This is a genomic window from Streptomyces sp. HSS9-12 (assembly GCF_054963655.1).
Genome location: NZ_JBUEGC010000002.1, coordinates 1 through 23070, shown reverse-complemented (window position 1 = coordinate 23070; position 23070 = coordinate 1). Strand labels below are relative to the sequence as shown.

Sequence of the window (23070 nt, the reverse complement as noted above, 5' to 3'; positions counted from 1 at the left end):
GTTACCACGGCCGTCCTCCGCCTGCTAGCGCGGCTCCTCGGCCGCTGCGGCCGGGCTCCGGTTGTCGTGCGCGCTGGTCCGGATCACCTGGGCGACGGTCAACTCGTAGGCGGAGTACCAATGTTTCCTGCCCATGCGCTGCGCCACTTGGTGCTCGGGGTCGCAACGCCACTTGTCCAACGTCTCCTCGTCGCGCCACATCATGACGGCGAGACGTTCACCGTCCTCCCCGGTGTAATGCTTGACTTCCACCGGGTCGGACCCGGCGATGGCGCGCACCCGCTCCTGCATCCGCTCCTCGGTGGCGTAGTACTCCTCGCCGGCCTGCTCAGACAGGTGCGACTTGAACAGGATCACGAACATCCGGAGTCCTCCAGGGAGGCTGTGGTCGGGGCGGGGGGAGGGGTGCAGGCGCGCAGCCGGTCATCGGGCGCCGAGACCAGTTCGGTGCCGTACCGGGCCAGCAGATCCGCCACGAGCCGGTCCAGACGCCGGTCGTCGCGCAGTACGGAGGCGTAGCTGTCCTCGCTGAAGGCGCACCGCTCGTACAGGGGCACGAACCGGTCGGGGAAGAGGGCCGTCAGCCGCCCGCGCAGCACGTCCGCGGCGGTCTCCTCGCGAGGTGGGTTGGCCATGGTGAAGTAGTGCCGGTAGGAGAGCCCGGAGATCGCGTCGGCGTCCTCGGTCCGCGACTTCTCGTAGGCGGCCAGGCCTGCCGCCCAGTCGGCGGAGGCGTCGAGGCAGTCGACGAGGACCCGGGCGTCCTCGAAGCCGCAGTTCATGCCCTGCCCCATGAAGGGCGCCATCGCGTGACAGGAGTCACCGAGCAGCGCGAAGGTGTCTCGCCAGACCCATCGGTCGCAGCGGACGGCCGTGAGGGTCGAGACGGCCTTGGTGGCTAGCTGGTCCGCGATGTCGGGGATGATCGCGGTCGGCTCGGGAAAGTGGGCGGCGAACATCTCGGACAGGTCCTGGCCGCCGCGGGCCGCCGCGTAGGACGGGGCATGGCCGTCGAGACGCATGAACAAGGAGCCGGAGAGCCTTCCCGACGGCAGAGGGTGCGCGGCGAACATCGCCTTGCCGGTGGGCCAGTAGTGCGTGATGGTCGGGTCCAGCGGGCCGCCCGGTACGTCGATCTCCTGGTAGGCCAGGTCCAGCTTGCGCACTTCGACCCGGGCGCCACGCGCCTCCAGGGCGGCCCGGGCCGCGGAGTGCGCGCCGTCGCAGCCGAGGACCCGGCGGCACGTCAGCCGGCGCGAGCCGTGCCGGTCCTCCACCAGCACCGCGGGTTCGTCCAGGTCCACCGAGCGCACCCGCTGCCCGAAGCGGATACGCACACCGGGGGTCGCCTCGACGGCGTCCAGCAGGATCTGGTGCAGCCGCCGTCGCTCCACCGCCCAGATGGGCTGTCCGTCCCGGCTGTAGGGAGTCGACCGCGTCCGGCCGTCGGGCAGGTGCCCGCAGCGTCCGTGCAGAGGGACGCATATCCGGCGCACGGCGTCCGCGACGCCCAGGTCCGACAGGGCGCGCCAGCCGCGCGCCGACAGCATCACGACGAGTGACCGGCGGTCTGGACCGGGCTCCAGTCTGGGGTCCGCCCGCTTCTCCAGCAGGGTGACCGGTCCGAAGCGGGGGGCAAGGTAGCAAGCCGTGACCGCGCCCACCAGACCGGCCCCCACGATGACGGTCTCCGGGTTCGCGTCCGTGCGGTTCGTGCCGTTGCCGTTCATGCTGTCCCCGCCCCTCGTCCGTTGTTCCGCCCGCAGTTCCGCGGTCGTATCCGCGTCCGCACCTCGCTACGGCCGCCGCAGTTCCGTCAGGACCACGGTGCCCACCTCCTTCGTGCTGAGGGATCCGCCGAGATCGGGGGTGACGTGGCCGGCCGCCACGGCAGCGGCGACCGCCCGGCGGACCGCGTCCGCCTCCTCGGTCCAGCCCAGGTGCTCGGCCAGCAGGGCCACGGAGAGGATCGCGCCGAACGGGTTGGCGGTGCCGGTACCCGCGATGTCCGGGGCGCTGCCGTGCACGGGCTCGAAGAGCGCCTGTCCGGTCACGGGGTTGAGATTCGCCGACGCCGCGACGCCCAGGCCGCCGGCGAGCGCGGCCGTGAGGTCGCTGAGGATGTCGCCGTAGGAGTTGTTGGTGACGATGACGTCGAAGGCGGTCGGATCGGTGGCCAGCCGTAGCGCAGCGGTGTCCACGTAGAGGTGAGACGTCTCGACGTGCGGGTGCCGTGCGACCGCCTCGCTCCAGCACCGCTGCCACAACTGCCCGCCGTTGCGAACGGCGTTGGCCTTGTCGACGAGGCACACCGACCTGCGCGCCACGGAGAAGGCGAACTCCAGGACCCGTGACACGCCTTGACGGGTGCTGAGGTCCACGTCGATGGCGATCTCCTGGGGGGTCCCGGTGCGCATACCGCCGCCGATGCCGCTGTAGAGGCCCTCGGTGTTCTCCCTGACGATCACACAGTCGATCGCCCGGCGGGCCGGGTCGCGCAGCGGACTGAGCCTGTCGTGCCAGAGTCTGGCGGGCCGGTAGTTGACGTAGAGGTCGAGTTCGAGACGCAGGGTGGTGAGGACAGCGCGCACGTACGCGGTGTCGCTGAGCCGGGGATCGCCGACCGCACCGAGGAACGCCGCCTCGCTGGACCTGATCCGGTCGAGGTCGGCTCCGGTCAGGGCCGTTCCGGTGCGCAAGTAGGTTTCCGCGTTGACGTGGTCCAGGACGTCCGTCCGCGCCCCGAGCCCGAGGGCGTCGAGGACGTCCAAGGCCGGCTCGATCACCTCGGGACCGATGCCGTCACCGGGGATCACGGCGATGGTGGTCAAGGCCGCCTCACTTCCGGCCTTGGCTCAGCACGTCCGCGACGAGTTCCGCGACGTCGGCCGTCACATGGAAGTGCCCGCCCGGCCGCACGGTTTCCGTGAAGCCGCCGGAGGTGACGCCCGCCCACCCCGCCAGTTGGGCCTGCTCCACCAACGGGTCGCCCTCGCCGTGGTAGCAGCGCACGGGGCAGGACAGCGGACGGGTGCCCGGGCGGGGCCGATGGGTCGCGTGGGCCCGCAGGTCCGAGCGGATGACGGGCAGGAGGAGGTCGCGCAGCTCGGCGTTCTCGGCGATCGCGGGTTCGATGCCGCCCAGCGCGCACAGCGTCGTCCAGAACTCGTCGTCGGGTGCCAGGTGGATGCTTCTGTTGTTCATCCGTCCGGGCGGCAGAGCGGCGGACACGCAGAGCGCCCGGGGTTCCTCGCCGGCGTCCCGCAGCAGCAGGGCGGTCTCGTAGGCGACCAGCGCGCCCAGGCTGTGCCCGAAGAGTATGTGGTCGCCCGGCGGCAACCGCAGCAGCTCCGCCGCCACGCAGCCGGCCATCGCGGCCACGTCGTCCACGGGCGGCTCTCCGAAGCGGTCGCCGCGGCCCGGGTACTGGACGGCCATCAGCGACACACCGGGCGGCACTGCGGCCGACCACGGGCCGAAGGCGATCCCCGAGCCCCCCGAGTGCGGGAAGCACACCACGCGCACGCCGAGCGGGTCACCGGTGGTCATCGACCGCACCCATCCGCGTTCCCGTATCCGGCTCATCCTCTTCGCCCTCCTGGCCGGCCGTCGTTCCGTCCGCACCATGTTTTCCACTCATCGCGGATTCGCGCGGCCCGCGACAGATGTCGGCAAGAGATCGGTGGGGCGGTGGACCGCGGCGCTGACGATGCCAAGGGACAGGACAGCAAGGACCGCAGGCACCCGCCCTCCAGCCGCCTTGCCGCCGGCCCGCGGCCAGGACGGACCGAGCGCACCCGCGGCTCCACCCGGACCCCCGCGCCCCCTCGATCCACGCCTCGACCGACCGCTGAAAGGGAACGCGATCATGCTTGACGGTTTTGTGCACTGGCCCGAACAGCTCGCCGCGGAGTTGCGCCGGACAGGGGTTTGGCTCGGCCGGCCGATCGGTGACTTGTTGCACGAGTCGTGCGAACGGAACGCCGAGCGGGTGGCCGTGGTGTGCGGCGAACGCCGGATGACCTACGCGGAGCTGTCCCAGCGGGCGGATCGGTTGGCGGGCGGCCTGATCGGACTGGGCATCAGACCCCTGGACCGGGTGGTGGTGCACCTCCCCAACATCCCGGAGTTCGTCGTCCTGGTCTTCGCGCTGCTACGGGCCGGAGCCATCCCGGTGCTGGCGCTGCCCGGTCACCGCAGGGCCGAGATCACGCATCTGTGCGCGCACTCCGGGGCCGTTGCCTATGTGGCGAAGGACGAGTTCGGCGGGTTCGACTACCGCACGATCGCCCGGGAGATCCCATCGGTCCCGCACGTGATCGTCAGCGGCGACGCCCAGGAGTTCACACAGCTGGAGTCGCTGGACGCCCAGGACGTCGCGCTACCCCGGGTTGACGCGTCCGCCCCCGCGCTGTTCCTGCTCTCCGGTGGCACCACCGGACTGCCGAAGCTGATTCCCCGGACCCACGACGACTACGAGTACGTCATGCGGGCCTGCGCGGAGGCGATGGAGGTGGGCCCGGAGGTGGTGTACCTGGCCGTCAACCCGGTCGCGCACCAGGCGGCCCTAGCCTGTCCGGGCGTGTTCGGCAGTCTCCTGCTGGGCGGGAAGGCGGTCCTCACGTCGAGCGTTCGGCCCGATGACGTCTTCTCGCTGATCCGCCGCGAGGGGGTCACCGTGACCACGGTCGTGCCCTCGGTCCTGCGGCTGTGGGCCGATTCTGGACGACCGCGCGGCGAACTGTCCCGCCTGCTGATCCAGGTGGGCAGCGCGCCGCTCGACCCGGCCCTGGCGCGCCGTGCGGCCCAGGTGCTGGGCTGCCGGATCCAGCGGTGGTACGGCATCAGCGAGGGGCTGCTGACCCACACCCGGCTCGACGACCCGGAGGAGGTGGCCGTCAACACGGACGGCCGCCCGATGTCACCGGGTGACGAGGTCCGGATCGTCGACGAATCGGGGAACCCCGTGCCCGATGGGGAGGCGGGCGAGATGCAGGTGCGGGGGCCGTACACCATCCGCGGGTATTACCGTGCCCCCGAGGAGAATGCCCACTCGTTCACGCCGGACGGTTTCTTCCGCACCGGCGACCTCGTCCGGCGCAGGCCGGACGGCAACATCATGATCGTCGGCAGGATCAAGGACGTCATCAACCGGGCCGGCGAGAAGGTCTCCGCAGAGGAGGTGGAGCGGCAGCTGCGCACTCACCCCGCCGTGCAGGACGCGGCCGTGATCGGCATGGCGGACACCGTGCTCGGCGAACGGACTTACGCGTTCGTCGTCCTCAACGAGGCGGACGTCCGCCCGTCCGCCATGAAGGAGTTCCTCAGGAGCCGCGGCCTGGCCGCCTACAAGATCCCCGACCGGCTGATCTCGATGCCGCAGCTTCCGCGCACACCGATGGGGAAGGTCGACAAGAAGGCACTGCGCGCAGGGATCGCCGCCCCGGAACGCTGACGATGCCCGGGCGCGGGGCGGATGCTGCGTCCGTTCCGCGCCTGCCTCGATCGGTTGGCCACCGCGTCCGGCTGGGACCCCACCGGGCACTGGACCCTGCCCGACCCCACCGCCGACCATGCTGCACACCGGCTCGTGACCGGCGGATGAGCAGTTCGCTCGGCGCCACCGGGCCACCTCCGAGTGCGGCGCCCGTATCAAGGAGGTGACCGGCAGTCCGGGCACGAACACAACCTGACGCACCATCAGGGCGAGCGTCACATGAGCGTCAGAACGGCCCGGCACGGCCCCAGCGAAGACCGGGGGCACCACGCGTCCGCCTTCCTGTCACCCGATCGAAACCGCAGGTCAGCCAGCGTCCGTCCGGCATGCGGCCTGCTCCACGTCGTGCGCCCGTGAAAACAGGTCGGGCCGACCCACTCGGAACCTCAGGAATCCGAGAGCTCGCAGGTCAGAGCCCCTTCGTAGCAGGCTCCAAAATGGCCACGCACTCCACGTGCGACGTCATCGGAAAGATGTCGTCCTGAGCGAGTCACGAAAAAGACCAGGTCAGAGCAGCTTTCTCGGCTCGCCGCGCAGCGTGAGTGCGCCCAGAGCGTCAAACGAGCGTCACGGTCGACAGCCCATCCCGCCCACTCGGGCCAGACCGAACTGCCACGACCAGTTGCCCCAGCAGGCTCCGTCCCGCTCACTCCAGAGGCCAGCTGGCTCATCATGGCCCGCGCCACTACTCCGGCCCCAGAATGGAGGCATGCCCTCCAGCCCACAACACCCCGCACCCATGCCGAAGAACCTCTCGGGGGCGGAGGCCGAGGACCTCGCGCTGTACCGGGAGAAGTTCCGGCGGCGTCTGCCGGAGTCGCTGGAGGAGTTGCACGGCCCGATCCAAGGGGTCGTAGAGCTGCCTCTGCACATGGCCTGGTCGGGGATGACCTCATATGACATGAGCAAGCCTCGCCAGCGCATGGGCCTGTACCGCACTGTCCTGCACGAGGGACTGCGCGACGACCTGCCCCGCTACCTCAACCAGGACCTGCTCCTCCAGTTGTGGCCGGTGCTGCACGCCGTGGCCGGTCGCACCGTGCGCACTGTGTGGGAGGACACCTTCCCCCAGCTCGCCTCCCGCACCCGGGCAGCCGCGTGACGGACATGCCAGAGCTGCACACGCGGCTCCTGGCGAATGTGATCACCCTCGGCTCCCCATATCCGCTGGTCCTCACCGGCGGATACGCCAGGACCTCGATGTCGCCACCGAGAACCCGGTACCCATGGCCGATGGCCGCGCTGGTCGGCACCCCCGGCGCCGGCGCCTGCGGGCTGGGCAACTGATCACCCCGCCCCACGAGGACGCGCGGAAACTCGGCGAGTTCGGCGCGTCCTCGCCGACGTGCTGGCCCGGCATGTCGAGGTCACGGGCATCGACGACGAGACGACATTCTTCAGCACCTTCGAGGACGAGATCCGCAAGGCCCGCGCCTCGGTCTGGCTGTGGGCGCCGTGGGTCGCGAACCGGGTGCGCGGCATCCTGCCACTGCTGCACGAGGCGGCCGGACGCGGCGTGCGCGTGACCGTGTTCATCCGCGACGACAGGACCAGCTCCAGGCCCGCCCGGACAGCCAGAGCCTCATCGCGGACCTGCGGGCCGTCGTCCACACGGTCGTCCCCGTCAATGTCATGCACCAGAAGATCGCGGTGATCGACGAGCGGACGGTGATGATCGGCAGCCTCAACACCCTGTCCCAGGCGTGGACCCGCGAGGTCATGGTGACGATGCGCGGCGGCCACTTCGCCCGCAAGCTCCTGGAGCACGAGCACGCCGAGCTGTTCACCCGCCCGCCGAAGTGCGCCCGCTGCGGCGGCACGAGCATCAAGCTGTGCCGCCGCTCTGGCGCTGCTACGACACGGTCTGCAAGACGGGGCCGAACGGCCGGAGCAACGCCGGGAACCAGGACATCAGGGTGGAGGGGGCAGGAGTTGAGGGATCGAACAATGTGCACCCCAGCTCAGGATTCGTGAACTCACTGGCATTCCCGGCACCTTCTATGGCAGGCTTCCGCGTGCCAGCAACGGGGTCTCGCTCGTAGCCAGATCACCAGCTGCGCTTCAGCCAAGGAGTCTGCGGACGCACCCGGACCACCGGCTTGTCTCTCACCTCATCTTTCACGTAGTAGGCACGAGCCTGCGGCGGTGTTCCCTGCCGTGCCCGCGCTCGATGCCCGCGCGCACCACTCGGAGGCTCAGCCATGCCGGCACGTTCCGCACCGTCGCATCTCTTCTTCCTGACCCAGCCCAAGGGCAACGGCGCCATCCTGTTCAGCATGCGGGGGACACCCCGCGGGCCGGAGCTCTCGAAGATCGGGACGTTCGAGGATCGCGACGAATCCCAGCTGCTCACCCTCACACTCAATGCGGCTCTCCAGGGAGGAACAGGCGCCGTCGCGAAGGTTCACCGGTGTTCGGCTTCCCTGCCTGGCCCCCTCAGGAGGGCAATCACTGACATCGCGGAGGAGATCAAGGACGCAAATGGTGACGCCCCACGGGCCCAGGCTGCGCGCAGAACCGCGCGGGCCGTTACGGAGAGCCTGGGACAGCGCAACGCGGCCGTGTTCTCGCTTTTCAGCGCTACCGACTGCGGGAGCTGCCGGAACTGCGGCTGCACTGTGGACGAGGACTGCGCAAAGTGCGCTGTCTGCGACTCGTCCCCCCGGGGGCGCGGCTGCGGGGACTGCGGCGGTGTTGGTGTGACGCCCAGGACCGCATTCGTTCTCCATCGGCAGCTGAAGGACCTTGGGGACAAGACGTACCTCGCCGCTTATGACCCCGACTTTTGGGAAGAAAGCGTTCCGGTCAGTGCGGAGGCCCAGTCGAACTGGTTCCTGCTTCACTGCGCTCGCGCGTACTACGACCTCGCGGCCGATCTGCTCGCCGGCGGCATCCCGGAACCGCGCTGCCTGGCCGAGAGCGTGCTATTCGGCCATGCCGTGAGCAGCATCGGCGGGTTCAGTATCGAATCCGTCTGCGCGGACGAGGTCTACCAAACCCTTCCGGCCTCTCGGTTCGACTACGACTGGGAATTCCTCGCTAATGAGAGCGGGCTGCTCGACGTCAGCGACAGGGCGCACGACTTCCTGGAAGCAGACGTGGCCGAAGACGACCTGTGGGACGAGTGGTTCAAGCCTCACACCGACGTCGAGCCCCGGGGCACGACCCACGGGTTCCGCTGCTGACGTTCGCCCGGACCCAAGCCATGGCCGGGACGGGCGTCCAGTCCGCACGACTGAACGCCCGTCCACGGGGTCCGGCTCGACTGCTCCGTGGTGCCCTTGCCCGCCAGGAACGGACAGGTCTCGCAACTCCAGCTGCATACCGAATCGAACAGGTGATCCGACGCACGGGATCACGGTAATTTCCCCGGCCACAGGACGGTTCCGCCTGGCCCCGATGGTGCCACCGCAGGATCTTCGCTAGCTGGTGGGAGGAGAAGACCGGAGACATGGTCCGCGAACTCGGCCGCGCATCATCCACGAGCGATCAGCCTGCTGTAACCCGCACCTACAACGGCCAGGCCCGCTGGGTGGCTACGTGGCCTTCGACCTATGCCGCCAAACGGCATGCTCCAGTCCGCCTTTGTCGTGCCCGAGAAGCGCGGCGGCTTCCTCATACACTGCGCGCAACTGGTCGTATGGGAGGTCCGGAACACCAGCATCCACGGCGAAGGCGCGCAGATGTACGTCAACGGCGACGTGCGAGCGGCCGACGAGATTGCCTATGTAGTCGATGCTCTTCGGCCCCACTCCCTTCACCGTGCGCAGAGCGGCGCGATTGGCCTGATAATCGAGCCAGGTGTGAAGGTCCTCGCGGGTATGGACCCCGTCGGCAGCAAGGAGGTCGGTGATGGCGTGAGCCGTCGCGACCTTCTGTGCGTGGTTGAACTTCATGGCCACGGCAAGGTCTTCCGTGACGAGCCGGCGCTGGAAGCCGCGGACTGTTCTTGCATCAGCCCAGCTCAATTGCAGATGGAGGAGCCGCGGTCGGAGAGTCCTCTCGTAGTTGCACCGTGGCTGGAAGCTGACGTCGGAGATGACAGCACCCATGTGGGTCCATCCGCCGGGCTGGAGAAAGGGTCCGCTGCCAAGGAGGTGTCGAACGTGGTCGGCTAGCCGCTGGGCAGGGCTGGATGCGAGCATGGGTCAAGGATGGCGCTGCCGTCTGGCAAGCTGGTGGGAAAGTGCAAAACTCTCGAATGGATGGAGCAGGGGGCCGTTCCATCGGGCAGCTCCCTCCATGATGGGAGGCTGCCCACTTCGGCTACCGGGTCTCCGTCGAGACCGGGGCGAGGCGGAATAGGCACTGGACCGTGTTGAACTCGATCACCTCGGCGATGAAGCGGAACTTGTCGCCAACTGCAATGGTGGCAGGGACCTCCTTGCCGGTCAGGTGGAGGTTGCCGGTGTTGACGTCCTCGTACTTGAAGTTCGGGCCGTCCGTCGTCTGCGGCCCCTTGTCGCCCGGGCCGAGAAGGAAGTCGTAGCGGGTCCGGTCATCCGCGTGGGCCGCCATGTGCCTGATTGACCCGTCGAAGGCGACCGTCTGCCCCTCGTGCTTGGTTGCGAAGTTCACGTTCGCTTCGCCACACGGATCCGCCTTCAACAACGTCGCGAACTCGGGACTGTTCTGCGCCGTGATCACCTCAGCGGTGGTCGGCTCGTCTGCGGGCGGCGTAGCAGAAGGCTTCTCACTGGCGGCCGTCGAACTGGCCGACGCGCCCTTCTCCTCGTCGCCGTCGCCGTCGCCGAGCGCAACGCCCGTGCCGATGATGGCGGCCAAGACCACAAGGGCGGCAGCCCCCGCCCCGATCAGACGCCAAGGCAGTGGCCTCTTCGGCCGACGGAAGTTGAGGGTGGTGCGAAGTCTGCCTGGGAGCTGTTCCACGAGCTCCCATCCGTCCTTCTGCATCTTCGAGATCACCAAACCGTCGGTGCCCCGAACCGTCTGCACGGCCTTGTACTCGTACTTGATCTCATCGGCCATGCGGCTCCCCGCCCCCTGAAGCGAACTGGTCATACCAACTGGGCGCGAGCATAGATGACTCCGCGAGGAGCCCGGCGTCACGAACTGGCGGCTCATCAAGGGGATCCGCAGCACGCTGAACGCGTGTAACGGGAGACCGGAGTCGGCACGCACTACCAAGGGCACACCTCGGGCAACGAGTTGATCACCGTTGGTAGCCTCACGAGCGGCGCAAGTGTTCGCCCAGCTCCATGGCCTGCTGATGCAGATGGAGGGGCAGATGGAGGGCCGTATAGTTCCAGCCCGTCGGCCTGTGTCATCGACATACAGAGCGTGAAGACTTCCACCAGCCTCCCCACCCGGAGCCAGGGAAGCGACGCCGGCAAGACGGTCGTGGGATTAGCCAGGCCGCGTTGGCGTGGAAGTGTCCGGAGGGCAGGTGGGCCAGGGCTGCGGCTTTGCTGTCGGCGATGACCGGGACCTGTCCCCGAGTGGTGGACACCTCTGATCCCGGTCCCGGTAGGGGCCGGGTAGGAGGCATCTTTTATGGTGATGAAGGTCTACTCGCCCGAGTTCAAGGCGGACGCTGTCGCGCTGTACCTGTCGGACCCGAGCCATACCTTCGAGGGCATCGGCAAAGATCTGGGGATCAGCCGGGAGACGCTGCGTAACTGGGTGCGGGCCGAACGGGCCCGCCGCGGCGGGGGCAGCACGACGAGCACGAGTACGGAGAAGAGCACGGTGGATTCCCCGCCAACGGCCGAGGAGCTCCAGGCCGAGAACGAGGCTCTGCGCCGGGAGCTGGCGGCAGCGCGCAAGGAGATGCACAAGCTCGCCACCGAGCGGGACATTCTCCGCAAGGCGACGAAGTTTTTCGCACAAGAGATGACCTGGTGACCAACCGCTTCCAGTTCGTCGAGGACCACCACCGCGCCTGGGGCGTGAAGCGGTTGTGTCAGGTACTGGAGGTCGCCCGCTCCAGCTTCTACAAGTGGCGGGCCGGCCGCGAGGCCCGTGCCGCCCGCGAGCGGGCCGACGTCGCTCTCGCCGAGCGGATCAGGGCCGTGCACGCCGAGTGGGACGGCACCTACGGCCGGCCCCGCATCACCGCCGAGCTACGGGCCGCCGGTGAGCGCGTGAACCACAAGCGCGTCGGACGGGTCATGCGCAAGTACGGCATCACCGGACTGCGGCTGCGCAAGCGCCAGGTCACCACCGTGCCCGAACCGTCCGCCACACCGGTGCCCGACCTGCTGGGACGCGACTTCACCGCCGGCGCGCCGAACACCAAGTACGTCGGCGACATCACCTACCTGCCGGTGGGCGACGGCGAGTTTCTGTATCTGGCGACGGTGATCGACTGCTTCTCGCGCCGTCTGGTGGGCTGGTCGATCGCCGACCACATGCGCACCTCACTGGTCACCGACGCGCTCAGGGCAGCCGCCCGGGTCCGCGGCAGCCTGGCCGGAGCCGTCTTCCACAGCGATCACGGAGCGCAGTACACCTCTCGCGAATTCGCCGGTGTCTGCGCCGAGTTGGGGGTTCGGCAGTCCATGGGGGCGGTCGGCACGAGCGCGGACAACGCACTCGCCGAGTCGTTCAACGCCACCCTCAAACGCGAGACTCTCCGTGGTGCCCGCCGCTTCGACGGGGCTCGCGCCTGCCGCCTGGCGGTCTTCCGCTGGACCACCCGCTACAACACCCGCCGCAGGCACTCACGCCTCGGGCAACAGCCACCGACCGCCTACGAACAGCGGTCAGCTACCCTGACGCTTGCCGCATAACAATACGAATGGGTGTCCGCTCCTCGGGGACAAGGCCCCCTTGCTACGTTCACGGCCACTTGCCAGCGGACTTCACGTTCTGCCCTGGCCAGCTGTTCCTCCTGCCTGCGCCGAGTGTCCTCCCCCGCTCGTGCCTCGATCTCTTCAAGGATCACGCCAGGGCTTCGCCAAGTGTCCGGGTCTTCCGATCCCGCCAGCGACCGGGCCGATCAGTCAGGCCATTGGCGATCTCTATGACGAGCCGAGCGGAGCGCTCCGGAGCTGTGGACTCCGGGAACTCCAGCCTGACGGTGACGGTATACGCGAAGCCGTCGACAGCGACATCCACTCCGCCTTCGCGCGGGTAGAAGGATGACCGGGCCTTTCGCACCTCGTGGCCTCGCCGGACTGCCTCAGCCGCCAGTCCCTGCAATAGCAGGAGCGACCTTCGGCGCAATACTGATGGCATCACCAGCCGGCTCTCGTCATCTTTAAGTGCGGTCACCATCGGATGCAGGTGCCCCAGCCGTGAGGGGACGGGAACAAGAGCCTCGCCCTCCTTCGGCCGCTGACTCAGCGCGTTGGGATGCGGTCCCTCCGCGAGGAACAGCTCCAGCCCCCGCCCACGGTGCGGGACCTTCTCGATGCGTTTACCTGCCGGTTCCAGGCCATGCCGCTTCGCGTAGTTGACGACGCGCCGCCATTCCGCAACCTCGTCGTCATCGGGATCAGTGATCCGGACGCGGCCCTCGGCGACGAGCCGCTCGATCAGCTCCTGTGCCTTCGCCCGCCGGGCTCGCGCGACAGGCCGCTCGCCATAGGGCGCGCGAGGGTTGGCCAGCACCGCCAGGTCACTGCCGCCGGAGGCCGAAGAGTCGTCGTCGATCATCAGGAGCCCACGATCCCGCAAGGCATCGTCTGAGCGCCAGGCACTCGACATCCGGGTTCCAGTACTCGCGTCCAAAGCGAGGTGTTCGACGAGCCCGTACTGCCGTATAGAGCCGAAAGACGCCCGTCAGCAGTGGGAGTCCCCCTGGCACTTTCTGGGACTTCCAGCACCGTAAACCGGCACGAGCGTGAAAGAACTGAAGGGTTATTCGCGCAGGTCAGCCGCCATCACGCGCCCGTCACAGCGCTCGCTGGTCTCTTCCGGGACAAGTGACCATCAGGAACCAGCAGCTCCTCACAAAGCGTCGCCCGCCCTCGGCGCCCCTTCGACATACGCCACCCGACAGGTCCTGACCTGCCCGACAACTCGCCTGACTCCCCATCAGAACGAGCGTCAGATGAGCGTCACGAGCGTCATTTCAGCGTCAAGATATCGCCCGTAACGCCCACACCGCACATAATGCGCACAGGCAAAACTGCAGGTCAGGAGCCCTTTGCGGCCGGTTCGAGGATGGCGACACACTCCACGTGATGGGTCCTGGGAAGTGGTGTACGGGCTCCCACCTGATCCGGGCGACGCGGAGGTACACGCGGCCCTGCCCGCCCTGCTCACCGCCGTGCTCGTCTGGGAGTTCGCGGCCATCGGCCTGGTCGCGAGCGGACCTCCGCCCGGAACGCTGGCGATCCAGCTGTGTGCTCTGCTCGGTGGCCCGGCCTCAGTGACTGGTGGGAGATCCACCGGCTGCGCACCCGGTACGGCGTGGTCCTGCGCGGTTGACCGGCTCGGTGGCCTGCCCCACCTGTGGGGGTGCCGATGTAATTGGTGATGCCGTGCCGATGTAACTGTGGCTGGGGGCTCGTCGGCGATGGCGGACGGCCTTGCTGTGGGCCGTCGATCGTGTTCACGGGCCTCGCCGACGACATGACGGCCTGTTCCGCCGGTGATCGGGCATCGTGGCCTGGGGTGATGTCCGGGTGCAGGCAGCACGCGGGGCCGCTGTGCTTCGCGCGGCGGCCGTTAGGGTGGATCTTGGTGTTGTTGAAACGATGGTTGAGGCGTCGTCAGGGTGGGGGATCGGGCCGGGTTTCCGTGGCCGGGGCATAGCCGCGCGGTGTCCAGTAACCGATCGGAGGCTTCTTCCTCCGGCGCGGCCTGCGTTTCGGTGTTTTGTCCTGCGCTGGGAGGGTGGCCAGCCAGCCCTCAAGTCGGCGTTCGCCGAGTCAACCAGCCGCCAACCAGGATCAGCAGGGCCGCGCCGACCGGTACGCTCACAGCCGCGGTGAAGCCGAGTGAGCTGCCCATCAGCCAGCCTGCCGCTGCACCACTCACCGACAGGGCGCCAATCTCCAGGACGGTCCCAACCCGCCCGCCGGTCCCGCCGCGCCAGCGGCGTGCGACGACCAGCGGAAGAACCAGCCCCAGCGAGCCGAGCAGGGCGATCAGCGGAGCATGGAGGCGGACCGGAAGAGGCACCTTGTACGCCAGCGCCTGGACGGCGGTCAGGGTGAGCAGTACGGAGCCGATGATCGTGGTCTGGATGAGAGAGAGGTACTGTTGGTGGCTCTGGAGCCGCTGTGCGGCGGATTCCGTGGCCACCCGCGCTGCCTCAGCCAGGTGCTCACGAAGAATTCCCAGGTAGGCCACGTCATCTTCGAGGATCGCGGCCAGCTGCACGCGTAGTTCATCGTCACTCTCCAAGACCCTCGGCCGCCCGCCCGAGCCCGACCCGAGGACGCGCATCCTGTCGGATGAGATCTCCAGTGAGCGGATCATGGTTGCGCAGGCGGCGGGTCACCATGCCCCCGGACCGTTCCTCCGCCAGGGCATGCTGGGCCTCTTCGGCCAGGCGCTGCCAGCGGTGGAGAGCCCGACGGCCGATAGCGGACTGCGCCGCCGAGCTCGCCGTCAGTTCCTGCCACTTCCTGGTCAGGGCTTCGCCATGCCGTCCCAGCTGGTCGCGGCGCGCATCCAGGGAAGCGGCGTCGTCGCGCCGGAGGCGGTATTGCTCGCGGATCTGAGCGGCGCCGATGAGGTAGCGCGTCAGCGGTACGGGAACGACGGTGCCGGAGTGCCAGCTCCAGTCGTCCAGCCGCCCTTCGCACGCGTCAGTCGCCATCGTGGTCAGGAGAAGATCGCGCTGGGCGTATGCGGTGTCTCCTGTCGGGATGACTTCCCACAAGGCCAGTCCGTCGTCGGTCAGCACCGGATGGGACAGCCGGGACTGAGGCCAGAGCTCGTGGTGCAGCGCCTCACCGACCAGGGACAGGTCCGGACGCGAGGCGCCGTCGGAGGCGCTGAGTGACCGGCGGATGCAGACGGAACCGATGAGTGAGGGGTCGGAACCGGGGGTTCCGATGCGTGCTGCTGCTTGCGCACGCGCCTCGTCCCAGGCGCCCGCGAGCGCGCGCAGCACTCGGGCGCTTTCCGCCGCGGTGTGCCCCGGTCCGTCGTCGGCCGCCAGCATGACGGTGAGGCCGACCAGATCGTTGAACTGGTAGAGCATCGCTTGCCGTGCGCCAGTGGAGTCGGCCCGCTGCCGCAGGGGACGAAAGCCGACCCCGTCCCCGAGGGCTGAAGGAAGTGACAACTCGCTGTTGGCGGGCAGCGGACTGTCCATGCCGACTTGTGCACACGTCTCCCAGAGAAGTGGCAGCAAGTCTCCGCTCGTGTTACCGAACCGCTGGGACGCGAAGAAGTAGTGCAGCTGAAGTGCCTCCCGCGCGAAGCGCAGGTCACTGCTCATCAGGCTCCTCGCTGCGCTCCTCTTCGGGTGTGTCCCCGTCCAGCCGGTCCAGGATCAGCGCCTTGCGTTCCAGGATCCCCCGCGTGGGCCCGTCGCCCGACAGCTTTCTCGGTGCGCGCGTCACCGCCACGATGTCCTCCAGGCGGAACAGCGCCCGCCGGAACTCGTCGGGGTCACCGTTGTCGAGCGAGCGGGACAGGGCGACCAGGCATGCCTCCACGTGTTCCCAGCCCTGCGGCGATAGCCGACAGTCTGCCACGGCCTCCAGGATGTCCTCGGCTACTTCGTGAAGTTCGCTCAACTCGGCCTGCACGCCGCCCCCTTGCTACTCTCCGAACTACGCGCACACATTAGACGACCAGGTGCGCGAGCAACGGGAGAGCATGGATGAGCCAGGCGAATGGCCTGAACGGATTCGGACGCCTGCTGGGTCGGATGCTGCTCGTCCGGAACGCGGATCTCGTCGCCGCCGACATGGGGCGATACGCCCACCGCGACCTCCAGGACTGGTACCACGACCCCCACGATGTGCAGGCACTCCAGAGCGCTGTCTCCTTTTACCGGAACGCGTTGCGCAACACCACCCCCCAGCACCGCCAGAGGGCGGATCTCGAGGAGCAACTGGCCGCCACCCACCGCGATCTCTGGGTCGCGACGGGGCTCCCAGACTCCCTGGACCAGGCGATCGAGCTCATGGTGGCGTCTGCGACCCGTACCCCGCCGGCCAACGCCGAGGCGTGGACCGGTCGCCGCTGGATGCTGATGCTGCTCCACGTACTGCGTCACAGCGCAAGCGGGGATGCGTCCGATGCGCGGCTCGCCGACGACTGCCACCGCACCATGGCACCGGTACTGAACCGATTGCTTGAGCAGCCCTGGGCGCCGGACCTCCACACGGCGGTGTGCCTCACCGCCGCTCAGCTCGCCGCCGTGCGGGGAGACGAGGCAGGGTTCACGGCCAGCCTGGACAAGGCCCGCCAGGTCACCGGCGGGTTTCTGTCCCCCACCGGGGGACGTGCCGTGGAGACCTGGTCGATCCTGTTGCTGCGTCGCGGCCAGTTCCTGCTGAAGCGGTACATAGAAACGTACGACCACCAGCTGTGCCGGGAAGCGGTCGTGCTGTGCTCATGCGGTATCGATGCGTTCGGCGAACGGCAGGGCGAGCCGGAGCTGTTCACGCTGCGCGGTCGCCTTCATGCCCTGCGCTACCAGCTCCTCGAAATGCCGGAAGACGGACGCCGCGCGCGCCTCGACCTCGAAGCCGCCCTGCGCCTGGCCGCCTCCGCGAGCGCGCAGCAACGCGCCGACCTGCAGTGGCACCTGACCAGGCACCTGCTGGTGACCTCTCAGCACGAGCAGCTCGGAACCGCGGACATCGCCCTTGCACACCGGCTGGCCGCCGAATCCCTGGCCGCGTACCCGCCTGGAACTCAGGACCACGCGCCGCACCTGGACCTGATGGCCGACGTCCGCTACGAGTTTCCCTCGGAAGAAGGCGTACCGTACCTCCGCGAAACCGTGGCGCTCTATACGAAGGCCCTCGCCGAACTGGCCGAGAGCGGGGCCGCCAAGTCCATCCACAACCGGCTCGCCATGCTCCACGCAGACGTCTACCGGGCGACGGGCGACCAGGGGGCGCTTGCGAACGGCATCCGCCATGCGGAACAAGCCCTGCAGCGCTGCGCGCACCGCGATGCCCCACAGCAGCTCCCGATCCTGCACTCTGTGCTCGGCACCTTGCTGCGGCTGCGGTACGAGAGCTCCGGCGACCCGAAGGATTATGAACGTGCGCTGGAGCACACGGGAAAGGGTGTCACTCTGGCGCCCCACCCCGGAACAGCTCCCCAGTGGGCCCATCGCCTCTCCAACCATGCGGCAGTTCTGACCGTGCCAGGCCGCACCGAAGACCACCGCGCCGCGGAGCAGCTGTTGAGAAAGGCTCTCGCCAGCGCGGCCCTCCCACCGGGGGACCGAAAATTGTTGCTCTACAACCTCGGGGTGGTCCTGAGGCAGGACGGCGCCCTCCTGCAAGACCGTGAACAGCTCGAAGAGGCCGCCGAGTGCTCCCGGCATGTGGCAGTCACCACACCAGCGCACGAGGTCCTGGGCCGACTCGCCCGCCGCAACCTCGCCACGGCTCTGCAAGCCTGGTCCGAGCTCGATCAGGATCCCGCCCGCCTCCGCGGGGCGCTGCAGGCTCTTGAAGAGGCGCTCGAAGGATCTCCGGCCAGCGCACCGGACCACCCACTGATCCTGTCGGATCTGGGAACCTGCCTCGTCAGCCGAGGCGTCCACTACGCCGCGCTGGAGATCACCGAGCGGGCCCGCGAGGATTTACAGCGAGCCGTGGACGTACTGCACGACGCTCTTCGCTTGCTACCCTCCGACCACAGACTCCGCCCCGTCACCGAGAGTCAGTACAGCGAAGCGCTGCAAGCCCTTGGACAGCTCACCGGAAATCCGCAGTTCCGGCAGCGGGCCCTCGAGGCCCACCAGCAGGCCGTCCGCTCCCTGGACGAGGACGGCCCCTATTGGGCACAGTCCGCGCTGCTCCTCGCCACATGCCTTGTCAACACTCCGGAACCCTCCGCCGACGAGACGGACGAAGCGGTGCGACTATGCCTGTTGGTCGCCCGGAACACGGCAGCCCCTCCGGCCACGCGGTGGCAGGCAGCGGTCACGGCCGCCGAGCTCCTCATCGAACAGGCGGACTGGTCTGGTGCCCTTGAAGCAACTGCCGCCATGACCGCCGTCCTGCCGCAACTGGCCTGGGGCGGCCTCGCCTTCGATGACCGCCTGAACGCCCTCAGGAACACTGCGCAGACGATCTCCGATGCGGCGGCGGCCGCCCTTCATACCGGTGCCGCCGACAAAGCACTCGAGATCCTTGAATACGGCCGAGGTCAACTGATGTCCCACGCCCTGGACATGCGCACTGACCTGGAGGACGTCCGCCGCCAAGACCCGCGGCTGGCCGCCGAACTGGAGCTCCTCCGCAACAACCGCAACATCATGAGCGCCGGCGGCCCGGAGCACGGGGGAATGTACCGCAGGCAACGCCAGCACCACTGGGACCAACTCGTTCAGCAGGTACGGCAACTGCCCGGACTGGACGACTTCCTCAAACCGCCGACCCACCATGAGCTTCTGACCGCCGCCCACGATGGCCCCGTCGTCGTCCTCAACTCCAGTCCGCTGCGCTCGGATGCACTGGTGCTCCACGACGACGCTCTCACAATCGTCCCGCTACCCGGATTCCAACACCGCAAGGCGATACTCCGCGCTCAGGAGCTGTCACGGCTCGTACACCCGACCGAGGACAGGGACGACGGGCATGACGGGCAGCATGCCGACCTCCGCCACTACCTCACCCATCTCCTCGACTGGTTGTGGAGCACGGTTGCGGAACCGGTACTCAATGCCCTTCCCGCCACTTCCCCGGTGAGCGACAGTGATCCGCTGCCCCGGATCTGGTGGTGCCCCACCGGGGTGTTCAACCATCTCCCGGTTCATGCGGCCACCGCGATCCCGGACCGGTCCGACCCCCACCGACTGAACGCCGAAAGTCTCGCTGACCGGTTCGTCTCCAGCTACACCCCGACACTCCGCGCTCTCAAGGCCAACCGCGAGGCTGACGGCTCCGGCCCCGGCGCGCGACACTCCATGCTCCTCGTCGGCGTGGGCGCAACCCCACCCGAAACGGACTTGGTGAAGCTGAAGCACGTTGCCACAGAGATCGAGACCATCGCAAGTATGTTCCCCGCAGCCAGGGCTCTGTGCGATGCGCGAGCTCGACGAGAGACCGTCCTGCGAGAACTCCGGGCTGGGGGATGGTTCCACTTCGCAGGCCACGGCGAGCAGCACCCGGAAGAACCCGACGGACTCCTCTACCTGTGGGACCACGCCACGAGCAACTCCCTGCGTATCCGGGACATCGCCGGTCTTCGCCTCGACAGGGCGGAGCTCGCGTTTCTCTCCGCCTGCCAGACCCACCTGGCCCCACAGGCCAACTCCGATGAGCCAGTAAGCCTCGCCGGAGCACTCCAGCTTGCCGGATTCCGGCACGTCGTCGCCGCCCAGTGGCAACTGAACAGCCTCCGTGCCGAGCGCGTCACCACCCGCTTCTACGAAAACCTGCTGGAATTCCCTGGGACCCACGGCCTTCCCTCGGCACGGTGTGCGGCTCGCGCTGTGCACGCAGCGGTACGCAAGATCCGACAGGAGCGCCCGGAGGCCGTGGAGGTGTGGGCGGCGTATGTGCACCTCGGGCCGTGACTGGGGGCCTGCATCAGGGTGATCATCCTGGTCACGGTTGACGCGACCGACCTGCGTCTGCTCCGCGAAGGGCCGGTCGGATTGATATAGGTGCTGCGTCCCCTAAATGTGGCCGATGTTGACAGAGGGGCATCTGGTGCAGATCAGAGGAACGGCGACCATGGCCGTTCCGCTGGCATGCTCAGACCATCTCCGTGATGCCGCCCGGTGCGCCGCGTCGCCTGCCACGGAGCAGAACCTGCAGGAAACCCGACGCGATGGCCAGTACGGCCAGGGCAGGCAGGATCCACAGCAGGTGATGGGCGTGCTCGTCCACCCAGCCCGCGGAGCTGAAACGCTCCTCGATACCGTGCTCGGTCTTGCCGAGCGCCCAGGAGATCAGCAGGCCGATTCCGATGCCGGCCCATCCGGCCCTTTCCAGGAGTCCGCCTGCGGCGATCAGTCCGACCGCCAGGCCGAACAGAGCGGGGAAGATATAGCCGGCCGGCGAGAGCTCGAGCAGTTCGATCAGCAGCACCAACGCGGTCATCAAGACGGTCCCGGCGGCGGTGCACAGGCCGCAGCCGATACCCCAGGCGACGGTGCCTCCACCGACAAGCCCCACTCCGAAGGCCGAGACCAATACGATCGCGGCGCGCACCGCCGGCTGGCTGTGATTGGTCGATCCTGCGAACGCCACGTGGTCCATCAGATGCGCGCCGACGGAGAAGAACGCCGCCAGCAGCGCCGCCGCCTGAACGACGCCGCCCAGCGTCAGGGCGCAGAGGCGCGCCACTGAGACACGGAGTGACGGTGCCCCGCGGGTGTGGTGTCGGCCTGGGAACGGTGGATTCGGGCGAGGATGGTTCATCAAGTCCCCTGTCACGAAGGATGATCGGATGAGTTGGCAGGTGTCTCGGCGCGATCCGGGCGGGGTGTCCGGTCACGGCGTCGGCCACCACTGCCGCGAGGGTGAAAGCGGATAGCGCGAGGACCACGGTCGCGTCTGCCACCAGCAGGCCTCCCGCTTCATCGCCCACCCAGGAGATGCGGACGAAACCGACACCGAATGCCACCGCGACTACCACCGCCGCCCAGCTGCGGTAGGCGGCCAGCAGCCGGTGCACCGGAGACCCCACCAGCACACCGCGGCAAGCACCAGCAGCATCACCGCCGTCGTCCAGTAGCCGTCCTCTTGAGAGCCTGAGGTCGCGGACGCCACCACCGAAACGGCAGCTACGAGCCCGATGACGGTCCACAGTAGCCAGCGCAGGGCCCGCACTCTCGAGTAGCGCCACCGCAAGGTCCCGAGCAGCGGTACAGCCAAGATCAGCACGAGCAGATCGACACTCATCGCCGTCCATTGCCTTCCGTCGCTCTGACCAGGCGGCCGTTGTCGCGACGGCGGCCAGTACTGCCCCCACTACGGCGACGATCAGCAGCTTGCGGATCGTCGCGCTGTCGGATGCGTCTCCGGTCAGGGAGGCGTCCATCACTGCCACCGTGGTGGCCGCCGCGGTGATCTCCAGCAGCAGCGGGACTGCGACCGGCCGCAGCCGTGGCCCGGTGCGCAGACCGGGCCACAGGGCACTGTCCGCCCGCGTGGTTGGTCGCCGACCGGCCCGCTGCCGGGGAGCAGGCAGGTGATTGGTCTGGATCTCCCGGGTCTGCTGCACGGATAGGTGACAGTCGGGGTTTCATGCCGCGAGGGCTGCGGCGGGTTTCATGGTGGTCTCGAACTCGATGGGGGTCAATCGGCCGAGCCGCGTTTGTCGGCGGCGTCGGTGGTAGGTCCGCTCGATCCAGCTGACGATCGCGATGCGGAGGTCTTCCCGGGTGGCTCAGGGACGGCGGTCCAGAACGTTGTTCTGCAGGAGCGCGAAGAAGGATTCCATCGCCGCGTTGTCGCCGGCCGCCCCGACTCTGCCCATGGACCCGGCCAGGCGGTGACGGTTGAGGGCGTGGACGAATTTCCGTGAACGGAACTGCGACCCGCGATCGGAATGGACGGTGCAGCCGGCCACCTGCCCTCTCCGGGCGACTGCGTTGTCCAGCGCGCTCACCGCGAGGCGGGCCTGCATCCGGTTGCTGATCGAGTAGCCGACGATCCGGCCGGACCTCGATCGATGTCCTTTGCATGTCGGAGTACACGAAGTCGTACATGAGGCTATTGAGCGAGACCGCCCCGTCATCATCGGCCACCGTGATGTCGGGCGCGCCGCCGGGGCGCAAGAAGTACCAGATGCAGTGCTCGAAGACCTCACGGGCTATGGCCTCGACGGTCTTCAGCGCGCTCTGCTGGAAGGGCCTCTTAAACCCGTCGAGGCTCCGTGCCGACCTCAGCTGGAGTTTCCGCTTCTCCGTCCGGCTCGACCTCTCCCTGGACGGAGAAGCGGAACTGCCGCCCGTTAAGGCATCCGGCTTCGTCCTCGTAGGCGCTGCGGACCGAAACCCTGTCGAACGCCTTAAGCCAGAGCAGGCGCCCCACACCGCGGCAGCCCATGTCGGCCTTGTGGTCGCTGTCCAGCGTCTCGAACGATGTCATGTTCTCCGGAGTGAAGCCCACTCCGTTGTCCTCGACGCTGAAGCCGACGATGGGCTTCAACGCCGCGCGCCCTGGGCCGACGTGGGTAAAGTCGAGTGCTTCCTGCCGACTGCGCCGGATCCTGATGCTCAAACGACCGGGCTCCATGTCGTCGCCGAACCGGGCGTCGATCGCCTGGATGCCGTTGACCACGGCCTCCAGGAGCGGCAGAAGGGCATGGCTTTCCGGCAGACTCGTGTTCCGGACCCGGCTGGCCAGCGACGTGGTCAGCGCCATCGTCTTCCTCCTCGCTCCCAGGCTGCCCACCCTATCGGCGGGCCCGGAGCAAAGCGTGCTGGGCGGCCGAAGCGCCGACGAAGTGACCTGCTCGCCACGGCCCGTTGCTGAACCCGCAGTCCGCCACCCGTAGCC

The 23070-nt window shown here is 68.2% G+C and carries 21 protein-coding genes and 2 pseudogenes; 8 read left to right on the top strand and 15 right to left on the bottom strand.

The genetic code is table 11. The features are described 5' to 3' along the window. Window positions 1-24 precede the first annotated feature (24 nt). From ACY34J_RS01270 to ACY34J_RS01255, 4 genes are all read right to left on the bottom strand, one after another. Entirely contained in the window at window positions 25-363 is a 339-nt protein-coding gene (locus ACY34J_RS01270; RefSeq protein WP_462724391.1) for an antibiotic biosynthesis monooxygenase family protein, read from the bottom strand. Then, the gene (locus tag ACY34J_RS01265; RefSeq protein WP_462724390.1) at window positions 354-1730 is read right to left on the bottom strand and encodes an FAD-dependent oxidoreductase; all 1377 of its coding nucleotides are present in this window, start codon (window positions 1728-1730) and stop codon (window positions 354-356) included. Before ACY34J_RS01265 ends, ACY34J_RS01270 begins: the two co-directional genes overlap by 10 nt. A 66-nt stretch (window positions 1731-1796) precedes the next feature. Next, window positions 1797-2831, bottom strand: coding sequence for an isocitrate/isopropylmalate dehydrogenase family protein (locus tag ACY34J_RS01260; protein WP_462724389.1), 1035 nt, complete (start codon window positions 2829-2831; stop codon window positions 1797-1799). A gap of 7 nt (window positions 2832-2838) precedes the next feature. Continuing rightward, window positions 2839-3585, bottom strand: coding sequence for a thioesterase II family protein (locus ACY34J_RS01255; protein WP_462724388.1), 747 nt, complete (start codon window positions 3583-3585; stop codon window positions 2839-2841). A 283-nt stretch (window positions 3586-3868) separates the two neighbouring features. Between ACY34J_RS01255 and ACY34J_RS01250 the strand changes: the two genes are divergently transcribed. The 3 genes from ACY34J_RS01250 (at window position 3869) to ACY34J_RS01240 (ending at window position 6784) form a co-directional block, all read left to right on the top strand. Next, window positions 3869-5455, top strand: coding sequence for a (2,3-dihydroxybenzoyl)adenylate synthase (locus tag ACY34J_RS01250; RefSeq protein ID WP_462724387.1), 1587 nt, complete (start codon window positions 3869-3871; stop codon window positions 5453-5455). A 751-nt stretch (window positions 5456-6206) separates the two neighbouring features. Beyond that, window positions 6207-6599 carry a hypothetical protein gene (locus ACY34J_RS01245; protein WP_462724386.1) on the top strand — a complete coding sequence of 131 codons (393 nt, stop codon included), beginning with the start codon at window positions 6207-6209 and terminating at the stop codon, window positions 6597-6599. A 5-nt stretch (window positions 6600-6604) separates the two neighbouring features. Then, window positions 6605-6784: a hypothetical protein gene (locus ACY34J_RS01240; RefSeq protein ID WP_462724540.1), complete on the top strand. Its 180-nt coding sequence runs from the start codon at window positions 6605-6607 to the stop codon at window positions 6782-6784. Here the strand turns inward: ACY34J_RS01240 and ACY34J_RS01235 are convergent, their stop codons facing one another. Beyond that, window positions 6785-7270 (bottom strand): hypothetical protein, encoded by a 486-nt coding sequence (locus ACY34J_RS01235; protein WP_462724539.1) that lies wholly within the window; start codon window positions 7268-7270, stop codon window positions 6785-6787. Between ACY34J_RS01235 and ACY34J_RS01230 the strand changes: the two genes are divergently transcribed. After that, entirely contained in the window at window positions 7169-7471 is a 303-nt protein-coding gene (locus ACY34J_RS01230; protein WP_462724526.1) for a hypothetical protein, read from the top strand. The two genes, ACY34J_RS01235 and ACY34J_RS01230, sit on opposite strands and share 102 nt — an antisense overlap. Before the next feature lie 227 nt (window positions 7472-7698). Next, window positions 7699-8682: a hypothetical protein gene (locus ACY34J_RS01225; RefSeq protein ID WP_462724385.1), complete on the top strand. Its 984-nt coding sequence runs from the start codon at window positions 7699-7701 to the stop codon at window positions 8680-8682. A gap of 351 nt (window positions 8683-9033) precedes the next feature. Here the strand turns inward: ACY34J_RS01225 and ACY34J_RS01220 are convergent, their stop codons facing one another. Both ACY34J_RS01220 and ACY34J_RS01215 read right to left on the bottom strand, forming a co-directional pair. Beyond that, a complete protein-coding gene (locus ACY34J_RS01220) occupies window positions 9034-9642 on the bottom strand; it encodes an HhH-GDP family DNA glycosylase (RefSeq protein ID WP_462724384.1) in 609 nt (202 codons plus the stop codon). Window positions 9643-9763: 121 nt separating this feature from the next. Then, a complete protein-coding gene (locus ACY34J_RS01215; RefSeq protein ID WP_060904576.1) occupies window positions 9764-10486 on the bottom strand; it encodes a DUF4839 domain-containing protein in 723 nt (240 codons plus the stop codon). A gap of 214 nt (window positions 10487-10700) precedes the next feature. Here ACY34J_RS01215 and ACY34J_RS01210 point away from each other — a divergent pair. Both ACY34J_RS01210 and ACY34J_RS01205 read left to right on the top strand, forming a co-directional pair. Then, window positions 10701-10873 (top strand): annotated as a pseudogene (locus ACY34J_RS01210) (IS5 family transposase); the annotation flags it as partial. A gap of 138 nt (window positions 10874-11011) precedes the next feature. Continuing rightward, window positions 11012-12249, top strand: a protein-coding gene (locus tag ACY34J_RS01205) for an IS3 family transposase (RefSeq protein ID WP_462724383.1) whose coding sequence is annotated in 2 segments (ribosomal slippage) — window positions 11012-11341 and window positions 11344-12249 — 1236 coding nt in all. Because the reading frame shifts where the segments join, the coding sequence is not laid out codon by codon here. Between the two features lie 151 nt (window positions 12250-12400). Here the strand turns inward: ACY34J_RS01205 and ACY34J_RS01200 are convergent. The 4 genes from ACY34J_RS01200 to ACY34J_RS01185 form a co-directional block, all read right to left on the bottom strand. Then, complete coding sequence (locus tag ACY34J_RS01200; RefSeq protein ID WP_462724382.1) at window positions 12401-13117, bottom strand: hypothetical protein; 717 nt, start codon at window positions 13115-13117, stop codon at window positions 12401-12403. A 1200-nt stretch (window positions 13118-14317) separates the two neighbouring features. Next, window positions 14318-14791 carry a hypothetical protein gene (locus tag ACY34J_RS01195; RefSeq protein ID WP_462724381.1) on the bottom strand — a complete coding sequence of 158 codons (474 nt, stop codon included), beginning with the start codon at window positions 14789-14791 and terminating at the stop codon, window positions 14318-14320. A gap of 13 nt (window positions 14792-14804) precedes the next feature. Continuing rightward, entirely contained in the window at window positions 14805-15860 is a 1056-nt protein-coding gene (locus tag ACY34J_RS01190) for a CATRA conflict system CASPASE/TPR repeat-associated protein (protein WP_462724380.1), read from the bottom strand. Further along, complete coding sequence (locus tag ACY34J_RS01185; RefSeq protein WP_462724379.1) at window positions 15850-16173, bottom strand: CATRA system-associated protein; 324 nt, start codon at window positions 16171-16173, stop codon at window positions 15850-15852. The genes ACY34J_RS01190 and ACY34J_RS01185 overlap by 11 nt, the downstream gene beginning before the upstream one ends. Window positions 16174-16247: 74 nt before the next feature. On the opposite strand from ACY34J_RS01185, the gene ACY34J_RS01180 reads away from it, so the two are divergent. Further along, entirely contained in the window at window positions 16248-20135 is a 3888-nt protein-coding gene (locus tag ACY34J_RS01180) for a CHAT domain-containing protein (RefSeq protein ID WP_462724378.1), read from the top strand. A gap of 181 nt (window positions 20136-20316) precedes the next feature. Here ACY34J_RS01180 and ACY34J_RS01175 read toward each other — a convergent pair whose 3' ends face one another. From ACY34J_RS01175 to ACY34J_RS01160, 4 genes and pseudogenes are all read right to left on the bottom strand, one after another. Then, window positions 20317-20910, bottom strand: coding sequence for a hypothetical protein (locus tag ACY34J_RS01175; protein WP_462724377.1), 594 nt, complete (start codon window positions 20908-20910; stop codon window positions 20317-20319). A gap of 285 nt (window positions 20911-21195) precedes the next feature. Next, window positions 21196-21468 (bottom strand): hypothetical protein, encoded by a 273-nt coding sequence (locus ACY34J_RS01170; RefSeq protein WP_462724376.1) that lies wholly within the window; start codon window positions 21466-21468, stop codon window positions 21196-21198. A 343-nt stretch (window positions 21469-21811) separates the two neighbouring features. Beyond that, window positions 21812-22231 (bottom strand): annotated as a pseudogene (locus tag ACY34J_RS01165) (transposase); the annotation flags it as partial. 194 nt (window positions 22232-22425) lie between these two features. Further along, the gene (locus ACY34J_RS01160) at window positions 22426-22935 is read right to left on the bottom strand and encodes a hypothetical protein (protein WP_462724375.1); all 510 of its coding nucleotides are present in this window, start codon (window positions 22933-22935) and stop codon (window positions 22426-22428) included. Window positions 22936-23070 lie beyond the last annotated feature (135 nt).